Annotated in this window: 19 protein-coding genes; 13 read left to right on the top strand and 6 right to left on the bottom strand. The window is 69.4% G+C overall.

From position 1 onward, the window contains the following. The first annotated feature begins 60 nt into the window (after positions 1-60). On the top strand, positions 61-354 hold the full coding sequence (locus ACF1ED_RS36100) for a putative quinol monooxygenase (RefSeq protein ID WP_386738170.1): 294 nt from the start codon (positions 61-63) through the stop codon (positions 352-354). Between the two features lie 99 nt (positions 355-453). Here ACF1ED_RS36100 and ACF1ED_RS36095 read toward each other — a convergent pair whose 3' ends face one another. Together ACF1ED_RS36095 and ACF1ED_RS36090 are read right to left on the bottom strand one after the other, a co-directional pair. Then, on the bottom strand, positions 454-1,797 hold the full coding sequence (locus ACF1ED_RS36095) for an MFS transporter (protein WP_391767594.1): 1,344 nt from the start codon (positions 1,795-1,797) through the stop codon (positions 454-456). A gap of 282 nt (positions 1,798-2,079) precedes the next feature. Next, positions 2,080-2,400, bottom strand: a complete 321-nt coding sequence (locus ACF1ED_RS36090; RefSeq protein WP_391767593.1) for a hypothetical protein — start codon at positions 2,398-2,400, stop codon at positions 2,080-2,082. Positions 2,401-2,650: 250 nt separating this feature from the next. On the opposite strand from ACF1ED_RS36090, the gene ACF1ED_RS36085 reads away from it, so the two are divergent. The 9 genes from ACF1ED_RS36085 to ACF1ED_RS36045 all read left to right on the top strand — a co-directional run bounded on the left by ACF1ED_RS36085 (position 2,651) and on the right by ACF1ED_RS36045 (position 11,760). Beyond that, positions 2,651-3,457: an SDR family NAD(P)-dependent oxidoreductase gene (locus ACF1ED_RS36085; RefSeq protein ID WP_391767592.1), complete on the top strand. Its 807-nt coding sequence runs from the start codon at positions 2,651-2,653 to the stop codon at positions 3,455-3,457. A gap of 201 nt (positions 3,458-3,658) precedes the next feature. After that, on the top strand, positions 3,659-4,816 hold the full coding sequence (locus ACF1ED_RS36080; RefSeq protein WP_391767591.1) for a CaiB/BaiF CoA transferase family protein: 1,158 nt from the start codon (positions 3,659-3,661) through the stop codon (positions 4,814-4,816). Between the two features lie 182 nt (positions 4,817-4,998). Continuing rightward, the gene (locus ACF1ED_RS36075) at positions 4,999-6,156 is read left to right on the top strand and encodes an acyl-CoA dehydrogenase family protein (RefSeq protein WP_391767590.1); all 1,158 of its coding nucleotides are present in this window, start codon (positions 4,999-5,001) and stop codon (positions 6,154-6,156) included. A 21-nt stretch (positions 6,157-6,177) separates the two neighbouring features. Further along, a complete protein-coding gene (locus tag ACF1ED_RS36070; protein ID WP_391767589.1) occupies positions 6,178-6,687 on the top strand; it encodes a MaoC/PaaZ C-terminal domain-containing protein in 510 nt (169 codons plus the stop codon). A 10-nt stretch (positions 6,688-6,697) separates the two neighbouring features. Beyond that, positions 6,698-7,909, top strand: a complete 1,212-nt coding sequence (locus tag ACF1ED_RS36065; RefSeq protein ID WP_382809664.1) for a thiolase family protein — start codon at positions 6,698-6,700, stop codon at positions 7,907-7,909. A 20-nt stretch (positions 7,910-7,929) separates the two neighbouring features. Then, positions 7,930-8,361, top strand: coding sequence for a Zn-ribbon domain-containing OB-fold protein (locus tag ACF1ED_RS36060; RefSeq protein ID WP_391767588.1), 432 nt, complete (start codon positions 7,930-7,932; stop codon positions 8,359-8,361). Between the two features lies 1 nt (position 8,362). After that, a complete protein-coding gene (locus ACF1ED_RS36055; RefSeq protein WP_391767587.1) occupies positions 8,363-9,574 on the top strand; it encodes a CaiB/BaiF CoA transferase family protein in 1,212 nt (403 codons plus the stop codon). A gap of 19 nt (positions 9,575-9,593) precedes the next feature. Next, a complete protein-coding gene (locus ACF1ED_RS36050) occupies positions 9,594-10,742 on the top strand; it encodes a CaiB/BaiF CoA transferase family protein (RefSeq protein WP_391767586.1) in 1,149 nt (382 codons plus the stop codon). A gap of 76 nt (positions 10,743-10,818) precedes the next feature. Next, a complete protein-coding gene (locus ACF1ED_RS36045; protein WP_391767585.1) occupies positions 10,819-11,760 on the top strand; it encodes a LysR family transcriptional regulator in 942 nt (313 codons plus the stop codon). Positions 11,761-11,943: 183 nt separating this feature from the next. Here the strand turns inward: ACF1ED_RS36045 and ACF1ED_RS36040 are convergent, their stop codons facing one another. Both ACF1ED_RS36040 and ACF1ED_RS36035 read right to left on the bottom strand, forming a co-directional pair. Then, a complete protein-coding gene (locus tag ACF1ED_RS36040; RefSeq protein WP_391767584.1) occupies positions 11,944-13,296 on the bottom strand; it encodes a phenylacetate--CoA ligase family protein in 1,353 nt (450 codons plus the stop codon). Between the two features lie 189 nt (positions 13,297-13,485). Next, on the bottom strand, positions 13,486-14,343 hold the full coding sequence (locus ACF1ED_RS36035) for an FAD-dependent monooxygenase (RefSeq protein ID WP_391767583.1): 858 nt from the start codon (positions 14,341-14,343) through the stop codon (positions 13,486-13,488). A 711-nt stretch (positions 14,344-15,054) separates the two neighbouring features. Between ACF1ED_RS36035 and ACF1ED_RS36030 the strand changes: the two genes are divergently transcribed. The 3 genes from ACF1ED_RS36030 to ACF1ED_RS36020 all read left to right on the top strand — a co-directional run bounded on the left by ACF1ED_RS36030 (position 15,055) and on the right by ACF1ED_RS36020 (position 18,264). Next, positions 15,055-15,978 (top strand): alpha/beta hydrolase, encoded by a 924-nt coding sequence (locus ACF1ED_RS36030; protein ID WP_391767582.1) that lies wholly within the window; start codon positions 15,055-15,057, stop codon positions 15,976-15,978. A gap of 148 nt (positions 15,979-16,126) precedes the next feature. Further along, entirely contained in the window at positions 16,127-17,620 is a 1,494-nt protein-coding gene (locus ACF1ED_RS36025; RefSeq protein ID WP_391767581.1) for an MFS transporter, read from the top strand. Positions 17,621-17,646: 26 nt separating this feature from the next. Then, the gene (locus tag ACF1ED_RS36020; RefSeq protein WP_391767580.1) at positions 17,647-18,264 is read left to right on the top strand and encodes a helix-turn-helix domain-containing protein; all 618 of its coding nucleotides are present in this window, start codon (positions 17,647-17,649) and stop codon (positions 18,262-18,264) included. Positions 18,265-18,383: 119 nt separating this feature from the next. Here ACF1ED_RS36020 and ACF1ED_RS36015 read toward each other — a convergent pair whose 3' ends face one another. After that, positions 18,384-19,871, bottom strand: a complete 1,488-nt coding sequence (locus ACF1ED_RS36015; protein WP_391767579.1) for an aldehyde dehydrogenase family protein — start codon at positions 19,869-19,871, stop codon at positions 18,384-18,386. A gap of 73 nt (positions 19,872-19,944) precedes the next feature. Then, positions 19,945-21,342: an MmgE/PrpD family protein gene (locus ACF1ED_RS36010; RefSeq protein ID WP_391767578.1), complete on the bottom strand. Its 1,398-nt coding sequence runs from the start codon at positions 21,340-21,342 to the stop codon at positions 19,945-19,947. Between the last annotated feature and the right edge of the window lie 242 nt (positions 21,343-21,584).

Here is a 21,584-nt window from a genome sequence, read left to right as displayed (position 1 = left end):
ATCGGGCCTTCGCACCGACCTGAACCCCGACGCGACGCACCGCACGAGGAGAAACCACACATGACCTGCCATGTGATCTTCAAGATGACCGTCCAGGACGGACGCTTCGACGACCTGCGCAGCTGGTTCGTCGAGCAGCTGCCGGGCACGCGTGCCTTCGAGGGGAACGTGAGCGTGGAGGTCGTCCGCGACCAGGACGCCCCGAACACGGTCGTCTTCATGGAGAAGTGGGACTCCCGGAAGAACTTCGAGGACTACCTCGCGTGGCGCACCGAGACGGGCGTGGTCGCCGAGCTCGCGGACATGCTCGACGGGGACATCGACTTCCGCTACCACGACTCGCTCGGGGTCTGATGTCAGGTCGCCGCCCGTCCACTCCCTGCGTGCGGCGATCTGGACAAGGCAGTGGGGCCCGGTCGGCAGGCCGGGCCCCACTGCGCGCATGCGGTGCTGCTACCCCGATGTCACCGGCTCGTCGGTATCGTCCTTCGGGATCCTGACGGCCGCGAGCGCGATCAGGCTGACGACGGAGGCCGCGGCCATGTAGGCCGACACGGACACCGAGGTGTGCGTCGCGGCCAGAAGGCCGACCATCACGAAGGGGGCCAGCCCCGCACCGACGATGTTGGCCAGCTGGTTGCCGATGGAGGAGCCGGCGAAGCGGATCTTCGGCGGGAACGCCTCGGCGAAGAGCGCGGTGCCTGGACCGAACATGGCGCCCACGCCGAGCTGTCCGACGGACGCGGCCACCACGATGAGGAGGAAGCTCCGCGTCTCCACGAGCGGGAAGAGGAGGAAGGCCCACACCCCGGCGAAGGCAGCACCCGCGGCGTAGACCTTGCGACGGCCGAGGATGTCGGAGAGCCACGCGAAGCCGACGGTGCCGACCGCGAACGCGAGCATCGACAGCATGAGCGCGGCGAGCATGGCGTTCTGTGAGATCTCCAGGTCGTGGGTCGCGTGGTGGAGCACCCCGGTGACGATCACGTAGAAGTTGATGCCGGCGGGGAGGAAGACGCATGCGACCAGCAGGATCTGTCGGGGGCGGCGCAGTACCTGCAGCACGGACGAGCCGGGTGCGGAACGCTGCTTGTCCGCACTCCGACGGTCCGCGTCGCGGAACTCCGGGGTGTCCTCGACGTGCCGGTGCACGAAGTAGGCGAGGGGGAACATCAGCACGCTGAGGAGGAACGGGACACGCCACCCCCAGGCCGCGAACTGGCTCTCCGTAGTCACGTTGCTGACGAGCAGGAAGACCAGCGTGCCGGCGACCATGCCGACGACCACACCGAGTTGGGGCAGGGCCCCGAAGAGCCCTCGGCGGTTCGGCGGTGCGCTCTCCAGGGCCAGCAGGGTGGCTCCGCCGAAGTGGCCGCCCACCGATATCCCTTGGGCGATGCGCAGGATCACGAGGAGGACGGGCGCTCCCACGCCGATGGCTCCGTATGTGGGCAGGAGTCCGATGAGCGTCGAGGACACCGCCATCAGGACCATCGCCGCGAGGAGAGCGGGCTTGCGGCCGAGCTTGTCACCGAAGTGCCCGAAGATCGCCGCGCCGATGGGCCGTCCGGCGAAGCCGACCGCGAAGGTGGCGAAGGTGGCGAGGTTGCTCAGCAGCGGGTTCCCCGAAGGGAAGAAGAGGTCGTTGAGAACCAGCGACGCGGCGGTGCCGTAGATGAGGAAGTCGTAGTACTCGATCGACTGCGCGGCAACGGTGGCGAAGAGGATGCGACCTCGCTGCGCGGGCGCCTTCGACGCCCTCTCGGTGACGCTCTGGTGGCTTTCCGGGATACTCATGTTCTCCTCGTTCCGGAGCGGATCTCAGGGGGATTCGGACGGAGCACGGACGGAACCGGGCCAGGACGACACGGGTTGCGGGGACAGATGCGTCGCTCGGGGGGGGCGGTCGGCCCCCGAGTACCGCGGCAGTGGACGGCGCCGGAAGGCCGGTCGTGCGCGGGGGAACGCGGTACGAGCGGATTTCCGTGCGCCGGTAGGAAAGAGCGGCGAGATGCGGCCGGCAGAGCTGACGCCGCCCGCATCTCCGGAACGGCACTCAGGCGGAGGACCGGCTGGCGATCAGACCTTCACCTCGAGTCGGGGCCCCATGGCCTCGAAGAGGAGTCCGAGCCGCTCCGGGTGGAGCGCCTCGCTGATGACCATCTCCGGCGTGTCGTACCGCGCGGCGAGGGCGTCGACCGACTCCTGCAGGTTCTCGGTCTCCAGCTCGTAGATCGCGAGGTAGCGCCAGGGGTAGGGAGTCGCGGCGCGCTGCGCGGGGGCCAGCTCGAACCGCTGCGCGGAAACGAACCCGGGCACCCTCAGCGCATCGTGCACGTGCGTGTTCGTGTACCAGTCGTTGAATTCCTCTTCCTTTTCGTCGACGGGATTGGTCAGCACGACATAGGTGTACCTCGGCATGGATTCCTCCGAATACGGGGCCGGGAAGGGAAATGCGCACCGTGCACGTGCGCATCGATAAGGCGGGGATCCCATGGGAGTCCGGCCTGGAATGCGATCGCGGGCCACCCGGCAACCGGGGGCGCTATGGGCCGGCTTTCTACGGGCCGACCGCGCCGCGATCCTGCCACGTCGGGTACCGCGCACGCCATGGGTGTGCAGAATATTTTGTGCATGATATGAGTGAGGTATGACTGAAACCCCCTCCCCCGAGTCCCTGCCCATCGGCGAACTGCTGGACCTGAGCGGCAAGACCGCCCTCATCACCGGCGGGGCCATGGGCATCGGCCTCGGCATCGTCCGCCGCCTCCACGAAGCCGGCGCCAACGTCGTCATCGCGGACATCGCCGAGGCCGCCGCAGACGAGGCCGCGCTGGAACTCTCCGACCCCACGCGCGTCCGCACGATCGCCGCGGACGTCAGCAAGGCGGAGGACGCCGAGGCGATGGTCCGCGCCGCCGTCGACGCCTTCGGCGCCCTCGACATCATGGTGAACAACGCCGGCATCTACCAGGGCTCGGCCTTCCTGGACACGGGCCTGGGCCTCGCACGGCGCACGCTGGACGTCAATCTCCTGGGTGTGATGCTCTGTTCGCAGGCAGCGGCCCGGCAGATGATCGCCCAGGGCGGCGGCGGCAGGATCGTGAACGTGAACTCCGTCGAGGGAGTGAACCCGTCCATGCTCGGCCTCGCGCACTACGGCGCCTCGAAGCACGCCGTGGCGGGGCTGATCAAGACCATGGCCCTGGAGCTCGCCCCCCACGGCATCTCGGTGAACAACGTCTGCCCCGGCGGCGTCCGTACGCCGGGCCTCGCGCCCCTTCTCGACGAGGCCGCCATCGTGGAGCTGGAGAAGCGGATCCCAAAGGGGCGGATCGCGGTACCGGACGACATCGCCCGGGTCGTCCTCTTCCTCGCGTCCGGCCTCGCCTCCTACATGACCGGAACCCAGATCGTCGTCGACGGCGGCCAGACCCTGCGCGGCTGCGCGGTCTGACTCCCGCCCCTCCCCGTGGAGGGGCACGGTGCGCCAGGGGTGGCACGAGGGAGATTCCCGAGTGCCACCCTTCGCTGTTGCCCGGCCGCCCCATCCGATGCGAAATCTTCGAATCGGCACTTCGAAACTTTGCAATCAATCGGGTATTGGCCCGCCGTTCGAGCCGGAGATACGCTCCGCGGAAAGCCAGGGAGGACACCTATGAAAAGCCGAGCCAGTGGCCCGCTTGCGGGTGTGAAAATCATCGAGCTGGGAGGCGTCGGACCTGTTCCGTTCTGCTGCATGCTTCTCTCCGACATGGGCGCGGACATCATTCGAATCGACCGCCCCGCAGGATACGACGGAGGCGCACCGGTCGACCCCCGATTCAATCTGCTGAACCGGGGACGACGCAGCGCGGGACTCGACCTGAAGAAGCGCGAGGCGGTCGAGGCCGTTCTCGGGCTGGTACGCGCCGCCGACGTCCTGGTGGAGGGATTCCGACCCGGTGTCGCGGAGAAACTGGGTCTCGGACCCGAGGACTGCCTCGCCGTTAATCCCGCCCTCGTCTACGGACGCATGACCGGTTGGGGTCAGGAGGGACCGCTGGCCCACGATCCCGGCCACGACGTCAACTACGTCGCGCTCACCGGCGTGCTGCACTCCATCGGCCCGGCGGGCGGACCGCCGACCATCCCCCTCAATCTCGCCGGCGACCTGGGCGGAGGCTCCCTCTATCTCGCGCTCGGCGTGCTGTCGGCGCTCCTGGAATCACGCGGCTCCGGACGGGGGCAGGTGGTCGACGCCGCCATGGTGGACGGATCCGCCTCCCTGATGACCCTCTTCTACGGGCTCCGCGCCGCCGGCTACTGGAGCGACGAGCGGGGCACCAACCGGCTCGATTCCGGAGCGCCCTGGTACGACGTGTACGAGACCGCGGACGGACGCTGGCTCAGCATCGGCTCCAACGAGGCGCGGTTCTGGCGCAACACGCTGCGAGTCCTCGGCCTCTCCGAGGACGAGGTCCCGGACCAGCACGACCGGTCCCGCTGGCCGGAGATGCGCGCCACCCTGGCCGGGGCGGTCCGCACCCGCACCCGCGACGAGTGGACGGAGCTGGCCGCGAGACAGGAGGTCTGCTTCGCCCCCGTCCTGTCGATGGCCGAGGCACCGCACCACCCCCACCTCCGGGAACGGGGCACGTTCGTCGAGGTGGCGGGCGTCGTCCAGCCGGCGCCGGCGCCGCGCTTCAGCCGGACCCCCGGCGCGATCCAGTGCCCACCCCCGCACCCCGGCCAGGACACCGACGCGGTCCTCGCCGACTGGGGCCTCTCGGCCGCGGACCTGACCGCCCTGCGCTCGGCGGGCGCGATCGTCTAGTGCGGCGGAGCACGCCGGCCCCGTGCCGCCGTGCTCCGCCGGGCCGATTCGGACCGCCCCGTCGATTCGACCGGCGCGAATCGTGGATTCGAAACTTTCCACTTGGATCACCTGCACCGCTCTCCTAACGTGTGAGCGACCGCAGGAATTCACTGATCATCATTTTCTGGAGTGGTCCACACATGGCTTCAAATTTCCTCGACGAGTCCCAGATCTCCTGGCTGAAGACGGTCAACGATTTCATGGACAAGGAAATCACCGTCGAATACGTCCGCAAGTGCGACACGGAGCGCCTGTACCCGTACGAGGCCTACCGCAAGATCGCGGACCAGGGGTGGCTCGGCATCCTCATCCCCGAGGAGGAGGGCGGTTCGGGTGGTGACATCTTCGACTACTCGCTGATGGCCGAGGGCCTCGGCAAGTTCGGCTTCGACTTCGCCTGCTCGGTGCTCGTTCCGACGTTCACCGCGATGAACATCATCAAGTTCGGGAACGCCGATCAGAAGGCGAAGTACGTCCGGCCGTTCATCGAGGGCAGGATCCGCTTCTCCGTCTCCATCTCGGAGCCCGAGGCCGGCTCCGACGCGTCGAACACCAAGACCCACGCGCGCCGCGACGAGAACGGCGACTGGATCGTCAACGGATCCAAACTGTGGTGCAGCGGCGCCGCCGCCGACGACACCGTCATCGCGATGCTGGTCCGCACGGACAACGAGGACAAGCACGGCGGTCTCTCGGTCCTGCTCATCCCGAACGGCACCCCGGGCCTGGACATCCGCAAGCTGCCGACCCTGTCGAGGCACGCCACCGGCACCACCGAGATCTTCCTCGACGAGGTCCGCGTCCCCGCCGAGAACCTCCTCGGCGAGGTCGGGCAGGGCTGGAAGATCATCACCGACCACCTGGAACTGGAGCGCTGCGCCGTCGCCGCGGCCTACACCGGCAACGCGCAGGAGGCCGTCAACGCGGCCAACCGCTACGCCCAGGAGCGCATCCAGTTCGGCCGGCCCATCTACGAGTTCCAGGTGCTCAAGCACATGCTCGCGGAGAACCAGACCCGCGTCGACGCGGCCCGCCTGCTCTGCTACCGCGCCGCCCAGATGAAGGCACAGGGCCTGCCCGCCGCCCGCGAGACGTCGATGGCCAAGCTCTACGGCTCGGAGACGCTCAAGCAGTGCGCCCTCGACGGCATGCAGATCCTCGGCGGCTACGCCAATCTCCCCGAGGCCGACATGGAGCGCTACCTGCGGGAGAGCGTCCAGTCCACCATCGGCGGCGGCACCTCGCAGATCCAGCGCACCATCATCGCCAAGTCCATGCGCCTGACCACCGGCGTCTGAGACGCCCGGAAGGACTCCCCCATGACCGTCATCGACAACCGCATCGACATGCCGTTCGACGAGATCGAGGTCGGCCGCGTCTTCCGTTCGGGCGGCCGGACGATCACCGAGACCGACGTCGTCAACTACTGCGCGCTGACCGGCAACTGGATCGAGATCCACTCGAACGTCCACTACGCGGCCCAGACCCGCTTCGGCGAGCGGCTGGTCCAGGGCTCCCTGACGTACTCGATCATGACCGGCCTGATCACCTTCGGCCCGTCGATCCAGGCCAACTACGGCATCGACAACCTGCGCTACCTCACCCCGGTGCACATCGACGACACGATCTACGTGACCTGCGAGGTCGTCGGCAAGAAGGAGAAGGACGAGAAGTACGGCGTCATCACCTTCCTGATGAAGGCGCTGAACCAGCACGGCGACGTCTGCCAGAAGTCCGAGTGGAGCCTGCTCATGCTGCGCAGGCGGAAGGACCTCGATGCCCTGGTCTCGGCGTCGATTCCCACCGAGAAGCCACGCAAGAAGGCCTGAGGTCAGCCCGATGTCACCCGCACCCGTCGCCGCCGTCATCGGCATGGGCGACTCCTACGCCTCGCTCGACGACCGCAAGGACCCGTTGCAGCTCGCCGCCGAGGCGACCCACCGGGCGCTCGCCGACGCCGGCATCCGCAAGGACCAGGTGGACGCCGTGTTCACCGGCCGCTCCCCCTGGGCGGACAAGCGGTCGCAGTGGAGCAACATCTTCATCTCCCACATGCAGATGCCGGTGACCCTGACGAGCGAGCTCACCATGCACGGCGCCGGCCTGACGTCTACGATCGCCGTCGCGTCCCAGATGATCGCGGCCGGCGCCGCGGAGTACGTACTCTGCCTGCAGAGCGACGCGACCCAGCTCTTCGTCGACGCGGTGGCGATGGGTGCGGAGGCCGACGCCGACCCCCAGTTCGAGGTCCCGTACGGCCCGACCATCCCCGCGCTGTACGCCCAGGCGGCGCACCGCTACTTCCACGAGTACGGCCTCACCGAGGAGGACCTCGCGGACGTGGCCGTGGCCAACCAGCGCTGGGGGGCCCACCACCCCCATGCGGCCAAGCGCAAGCACGGCGAGATCGACCGTGCCACGGTGCTCGCCTCGCCGTACGTCGCCACCCCGCTGCGCCGGTGGATGTGCTCCACCTGGGGCGGCGGAACCGGCGGCGCGCTGGTCGTCACCTCCCCCGAGCGCGCGAAGGACGCGCTCGATCCCGTGTACGTCCTCGGCTACGGATCCGCTACGACCCACGAATACCTGGGCGACCGCATGAACATGCGCGAGTGCCGCTTCCCGGGCCTCGGCGCGTTCCCCAACCTGACGCACACGGCGACGGCGGAGGCCGCTCGCCAGGCGTACACGAGGTCCGGCCTCGGCCCCTCCGACATCGACATGACGCAGATCTCGGTCAACTTCGCGCACATGGGCCCCATCGTCATGGAGGACCTCGGCTTCGCGAAGAAGGGCCACGGCATCGACGTCTACCGCGAGGGGCGCACCGGCATCGACGGGGACCTGCCCACGGACACGAACGGCGGCTGGCTGTCGTTCGGCCAGCCGGGGATCTCCTGCAACATGGACAGCCTGGTCGAGGCGGTCCGCCAGCTGCGCGGCCGTCCCCTCGGGCTCGCGCCGGCGCGTCGTCCACGGACGGCGCTGGTACAGGGCGCGGGCGGCATGCTGGCGGCGGGCAGCGTCATGCTGCTGTCCTCCTCGACCTGACACGCGATGGGGAGCACCCGATGAGCGAGACGAGCAACACGAACGACTGGCCCCAGCCGTACCGCCTGCTGGACGCCGAACCCTACTGGGAGGCTCTGGCGGACGAGCGGCTGACGTTCCAGCGCTGCGGCGACTGCGAGCAGGCCGTCTGGCCGGCACACTCCTTCTGCACGCACTGCGGGTCGGCGTCGCTGGACTGGGTGCGGTCCGCCGGGCACGGCACCGTCTACTCGCACAGCACGATCATGCGCGGACCGACCCCAGTCTGGGCCGGCATCGCGCCGTACAGCGTGGGCTTCGTCCGCCTGGACGAGGGCTACTTCCTCTTCACGCAGATCGACGAGCCGCCGGGCGCCGTCGAGATCGGCATGGAGGTGTCGGTGCGCTTCGTCCGGCGCGGCGCACAGGTGCTGCCCGTGTTCACGCGGGCGACACCCGGACAGGAGGCATGAGATGACCGGCCCTCTCGACGGCGTGCGGATCCTCGACCTGTCGTCGAACTTCATGGGACCGTACGCGACGCTGCTGCTCGCGGACATGGGCGCCGACGTCACGAAGGTCGAGTCGCCCGAGGGCGACACGACCCGCGGCATCGGCCCCCGCCGGAATCCCGGCATGAGCGCGATCTTCCTCCACCTCAACCGGAACAAGCGCAGCCTCGTCCTCGATCTGAAGAGCGAGGGCGGCGGCGCCGCGCTGAAGCGGATGATCCGCTCCGCGGACGTGCTGCTGTCCAGCCTCCGTCCCAAGTCCATGGCCGGGCTGGGACTGTCGTACGAGGACACCCGGCAGGTCAACCCGGGAATCGTCTACTGCAGCGTCCACGGCTTCGGGCAGAACGGTCCGTACGCGGACCGGCCCGCGTACGACGACCTGATCCAGGCCGCAGTCGGCATGCCCGTCCTGCAGAGCCGCAAGGCCGGCCCGCCCGACTACGTGGCGACGGCGATCGCGGACCGGGTGGTCGGCATGGCCGCCACCTCGGCCGTCTCTATGGCTCTGTACCGGCGGGAGCGGACCGGCCGCGGTCAGGAGGTGCAGGTACCGATGTTCGAGACGTTCGCCCACTTCGTCCTGGGTGACCACCTGTACGGGCATACCTTCTCCCCTCCGATCGGGGACTGGGGGTACGCGCGGATGATGAACCCGGACCGCCGCCCGTACCGCACGCTCGACGGCTACGTGGGGACGAACATCTACACCGACCGGCACTGGCGGAAGTTCTGCGAGATCACGGGTCACCCGGAGCGGGCCGTCGATCCGAGGTTCGCCACCGTGCAGGCCCGCACCGAGAACATCGCCCTGGTCAACGAGTTCGTGGCCGGGACCTTTCCGGCCAGGACGACGGCCGAGTGGGTCGCCCTGCTGGTCGAGGCGGACATCCCGATCATCGAGGTCAACACGCCGGAGACGCTGCTCGACGACCCCCATATGAAGGAGGTCGGCTTCTTCGTCGACGAGGAGCACCCGACCGAGGGGCTCCTGCGGGCGCTGGGCATCCCTCAGCGGTGGAGCGAGAGCACGCCGGAACTGCGCCACCCGGCACCCCGGCTCGGCGAGCACTCCGCGGAAGTCCTCGCGGAGTACGGCTTCAGCGGGACCGAGATCGACGACCTGCTGAGCTCCGGTGCGGCGCGCGCCGCGGCGCCACCGCCGGCCGGCTGAGAAGGGGAGAGGAGACATCATGCTGCGTGATCTGCCCTTGTCGGGCGTCGTGGTGGTGGAGCTGAGCGACAGCGCGTCGGCGCCGTTCACCGGGAAGATCCTCGCCGAACTCGGCGCCGAGGTATGGAAGGTGGAGCGGCCTACGGGCGACTCCGCGCGCGGGTGGGGGCCGAGCACGTGGAAGGGCAGCGGGGCCGCCTTCCACGCCCTCAACCGGGGCAAGCGGTGCATCAGCATCGACATCAAGGACCGCGACCAGCTCACCACGCTGCACCGGCTGATCGCCGAACGGGCGGACGTCTTCGTCCACAACCTCCGCCCCGGTGCGGCGACCTCGTACGGGCTGGACTCCGACAGCCTCCGGGTGACCAAGCCCGAACTGATCTGCTGCGAGATCGGCGCGTTCGGCCACCGGGGGCCCCTGAACACACTCCCCGGATACGACCCGCTGATGCAGGCGTTCTCCGGGATCATGAGCATCACCGGCGAGGAGGACGGCTCCCCCGTCCGTGCCGGCGTCTCCATCGTCGACTTCGGTGCCGGGATGTGGGCCGCCATCGGCGTTCTGGCGGCCCTCCACCGGCGCGGCACCAAGCACGCCGGCGCGACCGTGAACGCCTCGCTTCTGGAGACGGCCGTCGCCTGGATGTCCGTCGGCATCGCGAACCACGGCGCGGACGGTGAACCCGGCGGTCGCCACGGCTCGGGCGTGGCCTTCATCGTGCCGCACCGGGCCTTCCCCACCTCCGACGGGGACGTCGTCGTGAGCTGCGCGAACGACGCCCTGTTCGCCCGGCTCTGCGAGGCACTCGGGGCGCCGGAGTGGGCCACCGACGACCGGTTCGCCACGAACGCCGGCCGACTGCGGAACAGGCGCGAGATCGACCGGCTGATCGGCGAGCGGCTGTCCGGGGAGACGCGGGCACACTGGCAGGACAAGCTGCGGGCGGCGGGCATACCGGTGGCACCGATCCAGACGACCGCGGAGCTCGTCGCCCACGAACAGACCCGCGCCCTCGGCATCATCGGCACACCGGAGGACGACGAGTTGGGTCTCGTGGGCCTGCCTCTGTCCTTCGACGGAAAGCGCCCGCCGCCGCTGCACGCGGCCCGTGACATCGGGGCTGACAATGACGGGATCGAAAGGGTGCTCAAGGACCGTCGGTGACCCCTGCGGACACTGCCCCAGTCGGTGGACCGGGGGCCTTCGGCCCAGGCACGCGTGGCAACACTTGGGTGGCGACATGGGAACCTTCAACCGACTGCACCTGATCCGTCAGGTCGATCTGTTCACGCTGCGACTCTTCCTCTCCGCGATCGAGGAGCAGCAGATCGGCCGGGCGGCGATCCGCGAGAACATCGCCGCGTCCACAGCCACCAAGCGCATCCAGGTCCTGGAGGACATCGCCGGGATCCAGCTGCTCGAACGCGGCCCCAAGGGGGTCGTGCCCAGCCCGGCCGGCGCGGTGCTCGCACGCTACGTGCGCCAGATCTTCGACAGCCTCGAGGACATGCGTTCCGAGATCGCCTCCTTCACCGAGGGCGTGCGCGGTGATCTCACCATCGCGTCGGCCCGCACCCTCCTCGTCCCCTTCCTCGCTCGGGAGATCGGCGAGTACAGCCGCGAGTACCCCCTCGTGAACCTGGCCGTCCACGATGTCGAGAACGCCGACATCGTCCAGCAGGTCGCCCACGGCCAGGCCGACATCGGCGTGTTCGCGGCGGCCTACGAGCTCGACCTCGACGGCGTCGACGTCACTCCCTATCGGCGCGACCGTCTGGTCGTGGTGGTACGTGAGGACCACTGGCTGAGCGATCAGCTCAGCGTGACCTTCCGGGATCTTCTGCCGGAGAAGCTGATCGCGGTCAATTCGATGCTCGGGGCCTTCCGTGCCGCCGCCCGTCGGCTCGAGCAGGACTTCGAGCCGGGGTACACCGTGCGGAGCGCGAGCGTGGCGATCAGTCTCGTCCGGGCGGGGCTCGGCGTCACCGTGCAACCCGAGTGCCTGGTCAGCCAGGAGATGGCCCCCGGGGTGGCCATGGTGCAGCTCGACGAGCCGTGGGCGGTCCGGAAGATCCACATCGCCACTCCTCACGGGCGGACCCCGGGGCCCGCGGCCCGCGCCTTCCTCGGCCAGCTGCTCGACCGCCCGTCGGACGACCGCGGGGCCCCACCCCACTCCTGAGCGCCGGCCGGCGTGCAGGGCGTCGAGAACTCCATGGATCCGGGGCGCCTCCCGGATCCATGGAGTTCTCGACGTTCGAGCCACGCCAGGTACGCCCGGTCCCGTCGGCCTCCCCCGAACGCGTCAGGGGCCGGTGGACACGGTCTTTCCCGTGTCCACCGGCCCCTGACGCCGTGGACTGCGTTACGGCGTGACGCGCTCGATCAGCGAGACCTTGACGTGGTCGGGTCGCTTCAGAGTCCCGTCCGGGACGAGCTGGACGACCGTCTTCACGTTGAGGGCGGAACGGACCCGCTGCTCGATGGTGGAGCGCAGGGCGCCCTGCTCGGCCGGGCCCATACCCGCGGCGTGTTCCACGACCAGGGGCAGCGGCCTCTGCGTCGAGTGACCCTCGAAGTCGACGCGGATGCGCATCTCTCCGGTCGTCGCCGGCGCCAGCTCGGCGACCAGCTGCTTGACGGCCGAAGGAAAGAGATTGATCCCGCGCACGATCAGCATGTCGTCGGTGCGACCGATGCACCGGACCTTGAAGCCGGTCCTTCCACAGGGGCAGTCAGTCCCGGTGACGACGACGTAGTCCCTGGTGCGGAAGCGCAGCAGGGCCGAGGCCCGACGCCGCAGCGCGGTGTAGACGAGCTCGCCCTGGGCTCCTTCCACCGGCTCGATCCGGGCACCGCTCTCAGGGTCGATCAGCTCGACGACCATGAGGTCGGGCGACAGGAAGTGCATGCCGTCGGCCGCTTCGCACTCGCCCCAGTACGTGCAGGCGATGTCGGTACCGCCCAGCATCTCGCGCGAGGTCGCGCCCCACAGCGCTTCCAGCTTCTCCCGTACGGCCGGGAGACCGCCGCCCGGCTCTCCGCCGACGCTGATCGCACGGACGCCCAGCTCGCGGGCGGGGCGGCCGACGATCTTCGGGGCCTGCTCGGCGAGGTGGGCGAGGAAGTGGGGGGTGCCGATGAGGGCGTTCGGCCGCTGGTCCGCCTGGACCCTCAGCAGCCTCTCCGCACCGGCCTCCGCCCCGATGGGGATGTCAACGATGCCCATGTACTGCATGATCTGCACGATGGGCAGCCCGCCGACGAAGCCCTTGCTCATGCCGAAGGCGTGCAGGAGCCGGTCGCCGGGGCGGAACCCGTTCGCGTAGAGGGCACGCGCCCCGAGCTCCGACCAGGTGACGATGTCGGAGGCGGTCAGCCCCACGTACGAAGGGCTGCCGGTGGTCCCCGAAGAAGCCTGGATCTGCACGATCTCGGTGCTGTCGACGCCGGCATGGGCTCCCAGGGGCGGCACCGCGGCGAGACTGTCGCGCAGTTCCTGCTTCTCCGTGAAGGGGATGTCGGCCAAGTCATCGACGGAGCTGATCCTCGTCGGGTCGATGCCGTGGAGGGAGAACTTCTCCCGGTAGAAAGCGCTGTTCGCGGCCAGATGCGCGATCTGCTCGCGCAACCGCTCGTTCTGGACCGCCCGCGCCTCCTCGGCGGAAACGGCCTCGATCTCACTCCAGTACTTCTCTGAGAACGGAGCAACTGCCATGGACGCCTTCTCCCTCTCGCCCCGGCTCGTCGGTGACCGCGCGGATGTCGAACTCACCGGAATGCCTGCCAGGCGTCTAGATAGCCACCGCACGCGGGTGCGAGACTCAATGGATGGCGTAATAATATATCTTATTTAAAGTTCTCGCCAGGGGGGTCAGCCGAGGGCGAGCCCCCAGCGGGCCACCGCTCAGACGCCGGAGAACGACCGACTGAACGCCTGGCCCCCCGACACGCGGCGTCTCATGTCGGCCAGGCGCGACAGCTCGTACCTCTCCAGCACCGTCACGGGCGAAGCGGCCCCGGGGAGCATCTCCGCCAGTGCAGTCGCATCGGACACGGCCTCCTCGAAGCCCGCGCCCGTCATCGGAGTCTGGGCGTGAGCGGCGTCCCCGAGAAGCGCGACCCGGCCGGCGACGACCCGCCGCGGGAGGTACTCGGCGATCGGTGTCGCGATCACCTCCCGCTCGCGGAAGGCCCGTACGACCGCGTCACGCCACGGCTCGTGCCACGCTCCACCGGCCCGGTCCGCCATCTCCCGGTAGACGCCCTCCGGGACCTCGGAGACGCGCGGCGTACGGACCACGCGCCCGTCCTCGACGGCGCCGATCCGGTGGAAGAGGTCATTGCGCGTCGGATCGAACCAGCCCCAGCCGAAGCGGGTGACCTCCTCACTGCTGTCGATGAGCGGGTAGACGGCGAGCATCTCGTTCTCGTGCGAGAAGAAGTCCGGACCGCCGACGTGCCCGCGGTGCGCCGACGGCAGCTCGGACTGCCCCAGCCACACCACGTATCCGGCGTACGCCGCGTGCGGACGCTCCGTGTCGACATGGCGGCGCACGACACTGCGGTACCCGTCGGCGCCCAGCAGCACGTCGGCGGTCCAGGTCTCCCCGGAGTCCGTGCGCGCCCATGCCGACGAGCTGTCCTGGCCTACCTCGGCCACGTGCGCCCGCTCCACAAGGGTGATCAGGGGATCGGCCTCGGCGGCCCGCCGCAGGGCGCTGTAGACGTCCCACCAGGCATGAGGCAGAGACATCTGGCTCATGGACGACCGTCCGAGCACCTCCCCCACCACGTGGTGTGCCGCCGGCCCGATCGCCCTCCGCAGCCGGGCACCGGCCACCAGAATCGCTACACCACGCCGTGTCCGCCCGGCGGTTCGTTCCAGGACGGTGGACGACAACCCGGCGGCCGCCAGGGCGAGAGCCGCCGTCAGGCCGCCGAGGGAGCCGCCCACGACGAGCGTTCGACAGCGGCGGGGAGCGGATGACGATGCGTGGGGGGACATGACGGCCTCCTGAATGCCGAAGGAATGCGGGGGTGGGCGAGTGCAGGCTTCACAACCGCGCGGACCGGGGCATCCCCGCGGGCCGCGTCGTGCCCTGCGGGGGATGAGGTCCCTCGAACGAACCACCGCAGGCAGGCTGCCATCGCCCGGATGCGGGAGGAAGGGCCGTCCCTGTCCTGGGCCCCGCCCGTCCCTCCCCCCACTGCTCTGACGCTCCCCTTCGGGCACCCGAGGCGCTACGTGCCACAGGCATCGAGATCGCGGCCGCTCCCCTGCACCGCGTACGGCTCCGGTGTCTCGGGTTGTCGTGTCACTACGCCTTATACGCCGGCCCACGCGACTCGGGCCGGGGGGGCCGATTCTGTCCCTGGATACTTGAGCGATGCCGTGGAATCGTCCGAAATGGGAAGTTTTCGGATCGCAAGAGGGTGCTGCCGCCAAGGCGACGCACACGGTGAGGAGCAGGTCATGGAGCACGTGCGGTTCAAGAACAGGAGCTGGGACGTCGCGGCGGATCTGCGGCTGCCCAAGGACTTCGACTCGTCGAAGAAGTATCCGGCGATCATCTGCGCCCACCCGATCAGCAGCTGCAAGGAGCAGACGGCCGGCAGCGTCTACGCCGAGCGCCTGACCGAGCAGGGCTACGTCACGCTCGCCTTCGACGCCTCGTACCAGGGCGAGAGCGGAGGCGAACCGCGCTACCTCGAGGACCCGGCCACCCGCGTGGAGGACTTCCGCTGCGCCGTGGACTACCTCGTCACCCTCGACTACGTCGACGACAACCGCATCGGCTGCCTCGGCGTCTGCGGCGGAGGCGGCTACGCCGCCAACGCCACCATGACCGAGCACCGCATCAAGGCACTGGTCACCGTCGTCGGAGCCAACTACGGCCGGCTGATGCGCGAGGGCGACCTCAGCGCCGGTGCGGCGATCGGCATGCTCGAAGCCGTCGGCAGGCAGCGGACGGCCGAAGCGCGCGGGGCGGACCCGGTCATCACGACCTACATCCCCAACAGCCAGGAGGAGCGGGAGTCCGCCGGCATCGCCGACATCGACATCGAGCAGGCGATCGACTACTACAAGACCCCCCGCGGGGCCAACCCCAACTCCCCGAACAAGCTGCGGCTCTCCGGCCTCTCGGCCGCGGTCGGCTGGGACGCGTTCCACCTGGCCGAGCGGCTCCTCACACAACCACTCCAGATCATCGTGGGCAGCGTTCCGGGCGGCTTCGGCTCCTACCGGGACGGCTTCGAGCTCTTCGACAAGGCGGCCTCCAAGAACAAGAACATCTTCGTCGTCGAGGGCGCGAGCCACTACGACCTGTACGACCAGCCGTTCGCCGTCGACCAGGCCTTCGAGAAGATCACGCCGTTCTTCAAGGACAACCTGTAGGACGACTCGGCCCAGCCGTTCCGCATCGACCCCCGCCCCACTGGGCGGGGGTCTCGACTTGACCCGTGGAATATATTTTCCATATTATATGTCATCACCCGATGACATGGACTGGTGACATCACAGTCCCGCGAAAGGAAGCGGCAGCATGGCCGAACCCCCCTCCCTCCGTCGGCCCCGGGCCCTGCTGCCCTCGCTCATGTTCACCTCGCTGACCGTCTCCGTCATCAGCACGCTCGGGGCACCGATGGTCCCCACCATCGCCCGTGAACAGCACGTGTCGCTCAGCGCGGCCCAATGGGTGCTGACCGCCACCCTGCTGGCCGGAGCGGTCGCCGGCCCCGTACTCGGCCGCCTGGGCGACGGGCCGCGTCGTCGCGGAGCCATCCAGGCGGCCCTGCTCGGCGTCCTCGCCGGCAGTGTCCTCGCGGCGACCGCACCCGGCCTCCCTCTGCTGCTCGCAGGTCGCGCCCTTCAGGGCATGGGCATGGGTCTGCTGCCACTGGCCATCGCCGTCGCCCGGGAGCATCTCCCCCGGAGACGGATGCGCTCCGGCATCGCCTCTCTCTCCGTCACCACATCGGTGGGCGCGGGCATCGGATACCCGATGACCGGCGTGATCGCACAGCACGCGGACTACCGTGCCGGGTTCTGGTTCGCGGCTCTGCTGAGCGCCTCCGCGCTGCTCGTGGTGCGATGGGCCGTACCCGCGGGGTCCTCGACACCGCGCCACCCGCTCGACCTCGCCGGTGCCGTACTGCTCTGCTCGGCGCTGGCCCTGCTGCTCCTCTCCCTGAGCCAGGGCATGGTCTGGGGGGCGGGGTCGGCCACCACGCTCGGCTGTCTGGGCGGCGGCGTGGTGCTGCTGCTCGTATGGTTCCTCCAGGCCCGTCGTGCCGCGCACCCCCTGGTGGACGTACGTCTCATGCGCAACCGCGCCGTGCTGGCGGCGAACGTGACGGCCCTGCTCACCGGCGTCGGCATGTTCGGCGTGTTGTCCCTCGTCAACCTCTACACACAGGTCCCCGAGGGCGCTGGATACGGATTCCACCTCTCCCTCACCGCCACGGGGCTCGTGCTGCTCCCGATGTCCGTGGGAAGCGTCGTGGCGAACCGCGTCGCGAACGCCCTGGTCTCCCGCCGTGGGCCCTTGCGCGTTCTGCCCCTGGGCCCCCTCATCGTCACCCTCGACCTGGTCGCACTCGCGCTGTGGCGCGACCACATGTCGGTCCTCGTCCTCGGCACGTTCCTGCTCGGCGCCGGGGTGGGCGCCGCCTACGCGGTCATGCCTCTGCTCATCGTCCGCCACGTCCCGCCGTCCGAGACCGGGAGCGCCACCAGCTTCAACCAGGTGCTGCGCACGATCGGCGGGGCCGTCGGCAGCGCAGCGATATCGGCGATCATGGTCGTCTTCACTCCGGCCGGAAGCCTCCTGCCCAGCGATACCGGCTATACGGCAGCTCTGCTGGTGACGGCGGGAACGACCCTCCTCGGGGTCGCCGCGGCTGTCGTACTCCCTCCCCGCCGGGGCACCTCCTCCCCGGCGGACGTGTCACCGGTCGTGTCCCGGGGCAGCGGAGCGGCCCTCCGCCTCACTCCCCCCGCCGACCCAGGTGTCATCCGCCGCGGCTCCGATCGCTGACGCGGGCCAGGCGGGAAAGGACAGTCATGGACGCGCCCAGAGACCACACACGCAGCAGGAAGCGCGACGCCGACGCCACTCGCGCCGCGCTGCTCCGTGCCGCCCGGGAGCTCTTCGGCCGGCACGGATACGCGGCGGTGACCCTGCGCGACATCGGTGAGAGGGCCGGTGTCGACGGGTCGCTGGTCGCTCGTTACTTCGGCAACAAGGCCGCGCTCTACCGCTCCGCTGTCGCCGAGGACGGACGCGAGTCGGCCGCGTCGCCCGAGGGCGTCGACCTCGTCGCGTACACCGTGGACGCACTGCGTCGCGCCGACCTCCGGGGCACTCCAGGCCCGCTCGTCCAGGCGCTCCTCGCCCAGGGCAGCACGCCGGAGGTCCGGGCCTCCGCCGCGGTGGAGATGCATACCCACCTCGTGTCGGCGCTCGCCACGCACCTGGCGGCCTCGGGCGCGGACGACCCCGTCGCCGGGGCCGAGACGCTGGTCGCCTGCCTCGCAGGCGTGATCGCCCTGCGCACGAGCGGGCTGTTCGACGGTCTGTCGCGACTGGATCCCGCGGTGATCGGCTCCATCCTGGAAGCCGCCGCCCGCGCATGGCCGTCGGCAACCCCTGCCGCATTGGACGAGGACGACACGATCTGACGCGGCTGACGCAGGCGGGCTTCCGCGCAAGACACAGGGACGCCATCGCCGTTCACGGGATTCCGGCCCGTGAACGGCGATGGCGGCAGGTGCGCGCGAAACGGCACGCGTCCGCTGGATCAATCGAGGTTGATGTACACGGCCTTGGGGTAGAGGAAGCTCTCCACGTGCTCCTTGGCGCCCTTCCAGCCGTAGCCGCTCATCTTCGTCCCGCCGAAGCCGATGGCGGGATCGAGGACTCCGTAGCAGTTGACCCAGATCGTGCCGGCGGTGATCCCCCGCGAGACCTTGTGCGCCGTAGCCAGGTCGCGCGTCCAAACACCGCCGGCAAGTCCGTAGGGCGTGTCGTTGGCGATGCGCAGTGCGTCGTCCATGTCGTCGAAGGGGATCACGGACGCCACCGGGCCGAAGATCTCCTCCTGGGCGATCGTCATGTCGTTCGTGGCGCCCGCGAAGATCGTGGGCTCGACGAAGAAGCCGCCGGCGAGATCGCCGCCGAGCCGGCGGCCGCCACCGGCCAGTCTGGCCTCCTCATCCCCGACACCGATATAGTGCATGACCCGGTCGAGCTGGCGCTGCGAGACGAGGGGGCCGAGCTGGGTGTCCGGGTCGAGGCCGTCGCCGACGCGGATGGACTTCGCGAACTCGCCCATGCGCGCCACGAACTCGTCGTGGACCGAGCGCTGCACGAGGATGCGGGTGCCGGCGACGCACACCTGCCCACTGTTGGTGTAGACGCCCATCGCGGCGCCCGGCACGGCCCTGTCGAGGTCGGCGTCGGCGAAGACGATGTCGGGCGACTTGCCGCCGAGTTCCAGCTGGAGACGCTTAAGGTTGCCCGCGGACGCCTGGACGATCGCCCGCGCGGTCCCAACCGAGCCGGTGAAGGCGATCCGGTCGACGTCCATGTGCTCGGCCAGGGCCTGCCCCGCTTCGGCACCGTAGCCGGTGACGACGTTGACGACGCCGTCGGGCACGCCGGCCTCGGTGAGCAGTTCGGCGACGCGGAGCACGGAGAGGGAGGCGTCCTCGGCGGGCTTGAGGACGGCGGTACAGCCGGTGGCGAGTGCCGGGCCGAAGATCCACCAGAGGCCGATGAGCGGGCCGTTCCAGGGGATGATGCCGCCGACGACACCGACGGGCGCCTGGTGTTTGAGGGTCAGGAAGTTACCCGGCAGCGAGTTCTGGGGTGCCGCGGCACCGCCGGCGTCGCACTGCGAGGCGAAGAACTGGAGGACCTGGGAGGTCCACTCGGCGAGGCCCTTCGTCCTGGCGAGCGGCGCGCCCATGTCGAGGGTCTCGATGAGGGCGAGTTCGTCGAAGTGGTCCAGTACGAGGTCGTGCACCTTCAGGAGGAGCTTGCGGCGCTGGTGGGGCGTCCAGCGGCTCCACTCGCCCTCGAAGGCGCGCCTGGCGGCCTTGACCGCGCGGTCGATGTCGCTGGAGTCGCCCTGGGCGATGGAACCGAGGGTCCCGCCGGTGGCCGGGTTGACGACGTCGATCCACTGGCCCGAGGCGGGCTCGACCCATTCCCCGCCGATGAGCAGTTTGTGGGCGCCCGTGACGAACTCCGGCATGGCGGGGTGGGTGGTCGGTGTGGTGGTCATGCACCTTCTCTTCTCTGTCTCGTCCCTGAACAGAAGCGGCTCGGTGAGGAGGACCGGTGTGGTCCGGTGGTGGTCAGACGATCAGGAGGGTGGCGAGGTCCGCGGCGGGCATCGCGTCATCTCCGTCGGCGATGACCTTGAGCAGTTCCTCCGCCCGCCCGGCACCCATGGCCATCACGGTGAGGTCGCGGAACTTGGCGTCGAGGTCGGCGCCAGGTAGGGGGTTCTCGGCGGTACCAAGAGGACTGTCGACGAAGAGGCTCTCGTGGGTGCCGTCGCGGTACGTCACGGTGATGTCCCCGACCCATTTGCCGGGGTGCGTCCGGTCGAGCTCCGGCTTGGGCGTGATGCGGACGCGTCGGGCGAGCGCGGCCACCCGCCCGTCTTCCGACAGGTCGAGTCCCCCGTCCATGTAGGCGCGGTGCGTGGCGTAGCCGTTGCCGAGCCCGAGGAGCGAGAGGGCGAACTGGAACGGCAGGCTGTACTGCAGGTTCTCGATGCTCTCGGGCGTGTACGCGTTGACGTTGCGCGTGCCGACGATGACGTTGCCTCCGGTCTGGATGCCCAGTTCCACGCTGTCGATGAGCTCCGCGCGGTCGGCCAGTCGTCGTGCGCCGTCGATGTAGGCGTGGTTGATGCCGCAGCAGCAGTAGGGCTTGATCCAGATCCGCTCGATCTCGTAGGCGGCGCGCGGGGAGAAGGCGGCCAGTGCCTTCTCCTCGTCGAGCGGCTGGCCGACGAAGGTGGGGAAGAAGCCCTTGGATCCGGTGAGGTGCGCGAGGGGTCCGGTGACGCCCGCCTCCGCCATCTCGGCCGCCCGGATGCCGTTGCGCGTCCCGATGCCCGCGTGTACCCGCTTCACGGAACCGCCCGAGGAGGTGTACTCGGTGGTGCCCGAGCAGTGACTCATGGCGATGGCGAGGGCGTGCGTGGTGCGCTCGGTGTCGAAACCGCGCATCTTGGCGACCACGGCGGCGGCGCCGAAGTTCGACAGGACGGCGTGCGGATGGAACCCGCGCTCCAGGAGGTGAGGGGCGGCGAGGACGCCGATGCGGGTGTAGACCTCGTAGCCCGCGACGATGCCGAGCAGCACGTCCCGCATCGTCGCGTCCAGCTCCTCGCCGACGGCGAGGGCGGTGGAGACGACGCAGCTGCCGGGGTGGCTGGAGCTGGCGCGATGGGCGTCGTCGTATTCGAAGCCGTGCCCGAAGGTGGCGTTGACGAAGGCCGCGTCCGCCGCGCTCATGGTGTCGCCGGTGACGACCACGTGCGAGACGCCCGGGACGTGGCGCGCGAGGGTCAGTTCCCGCACGGATCGGCTCCACGGCAGGCTCGCGCAGCCGATCTGCACGGCGAGCTGGTCCTGCATGAGCCTGCGGGCCCCCTGAAGGGCCTCGGGCGGCAGGGAGTCGTACTCCAGATCCGTCACCAGACGGGCGAGCGCTGCTTCGACCGGGGGGATGCACTGCACGATGTGCGCCTCGCTTCCAGCAAGATGACCTCAACAATAATGTGGAATATATTTTATGTTTTAGAGTGTGACTAGAGGGGGTCGATTGACAACGCGACGCGCCCCGGCCACCCAGGAGGTGGGCCGGGGCGCGTCGGGCTTCACTCCTCAGGTGGTGAGGTGGGTGGTGTAGAAGTCGCTGAGCTTGTTGGCGGCGGGGGTGACGTGCTGGTCCTTGTCGTAGAGGTCGATGTGGGTGGCGC

This window comes from Streptomyces sp. NPDC014656, assembly GCF_043084305.1.
Taxonomy (GTDB): Bacteria; Actinomycetota; Actinomycetes; order Streptomycetales; family Streptomycetaceae; genus Streptomyces.
Note: the sequence above shows the minus strand (reverse complement) of the source record. Positions and strands in the feature narration are given on the sequence as shown.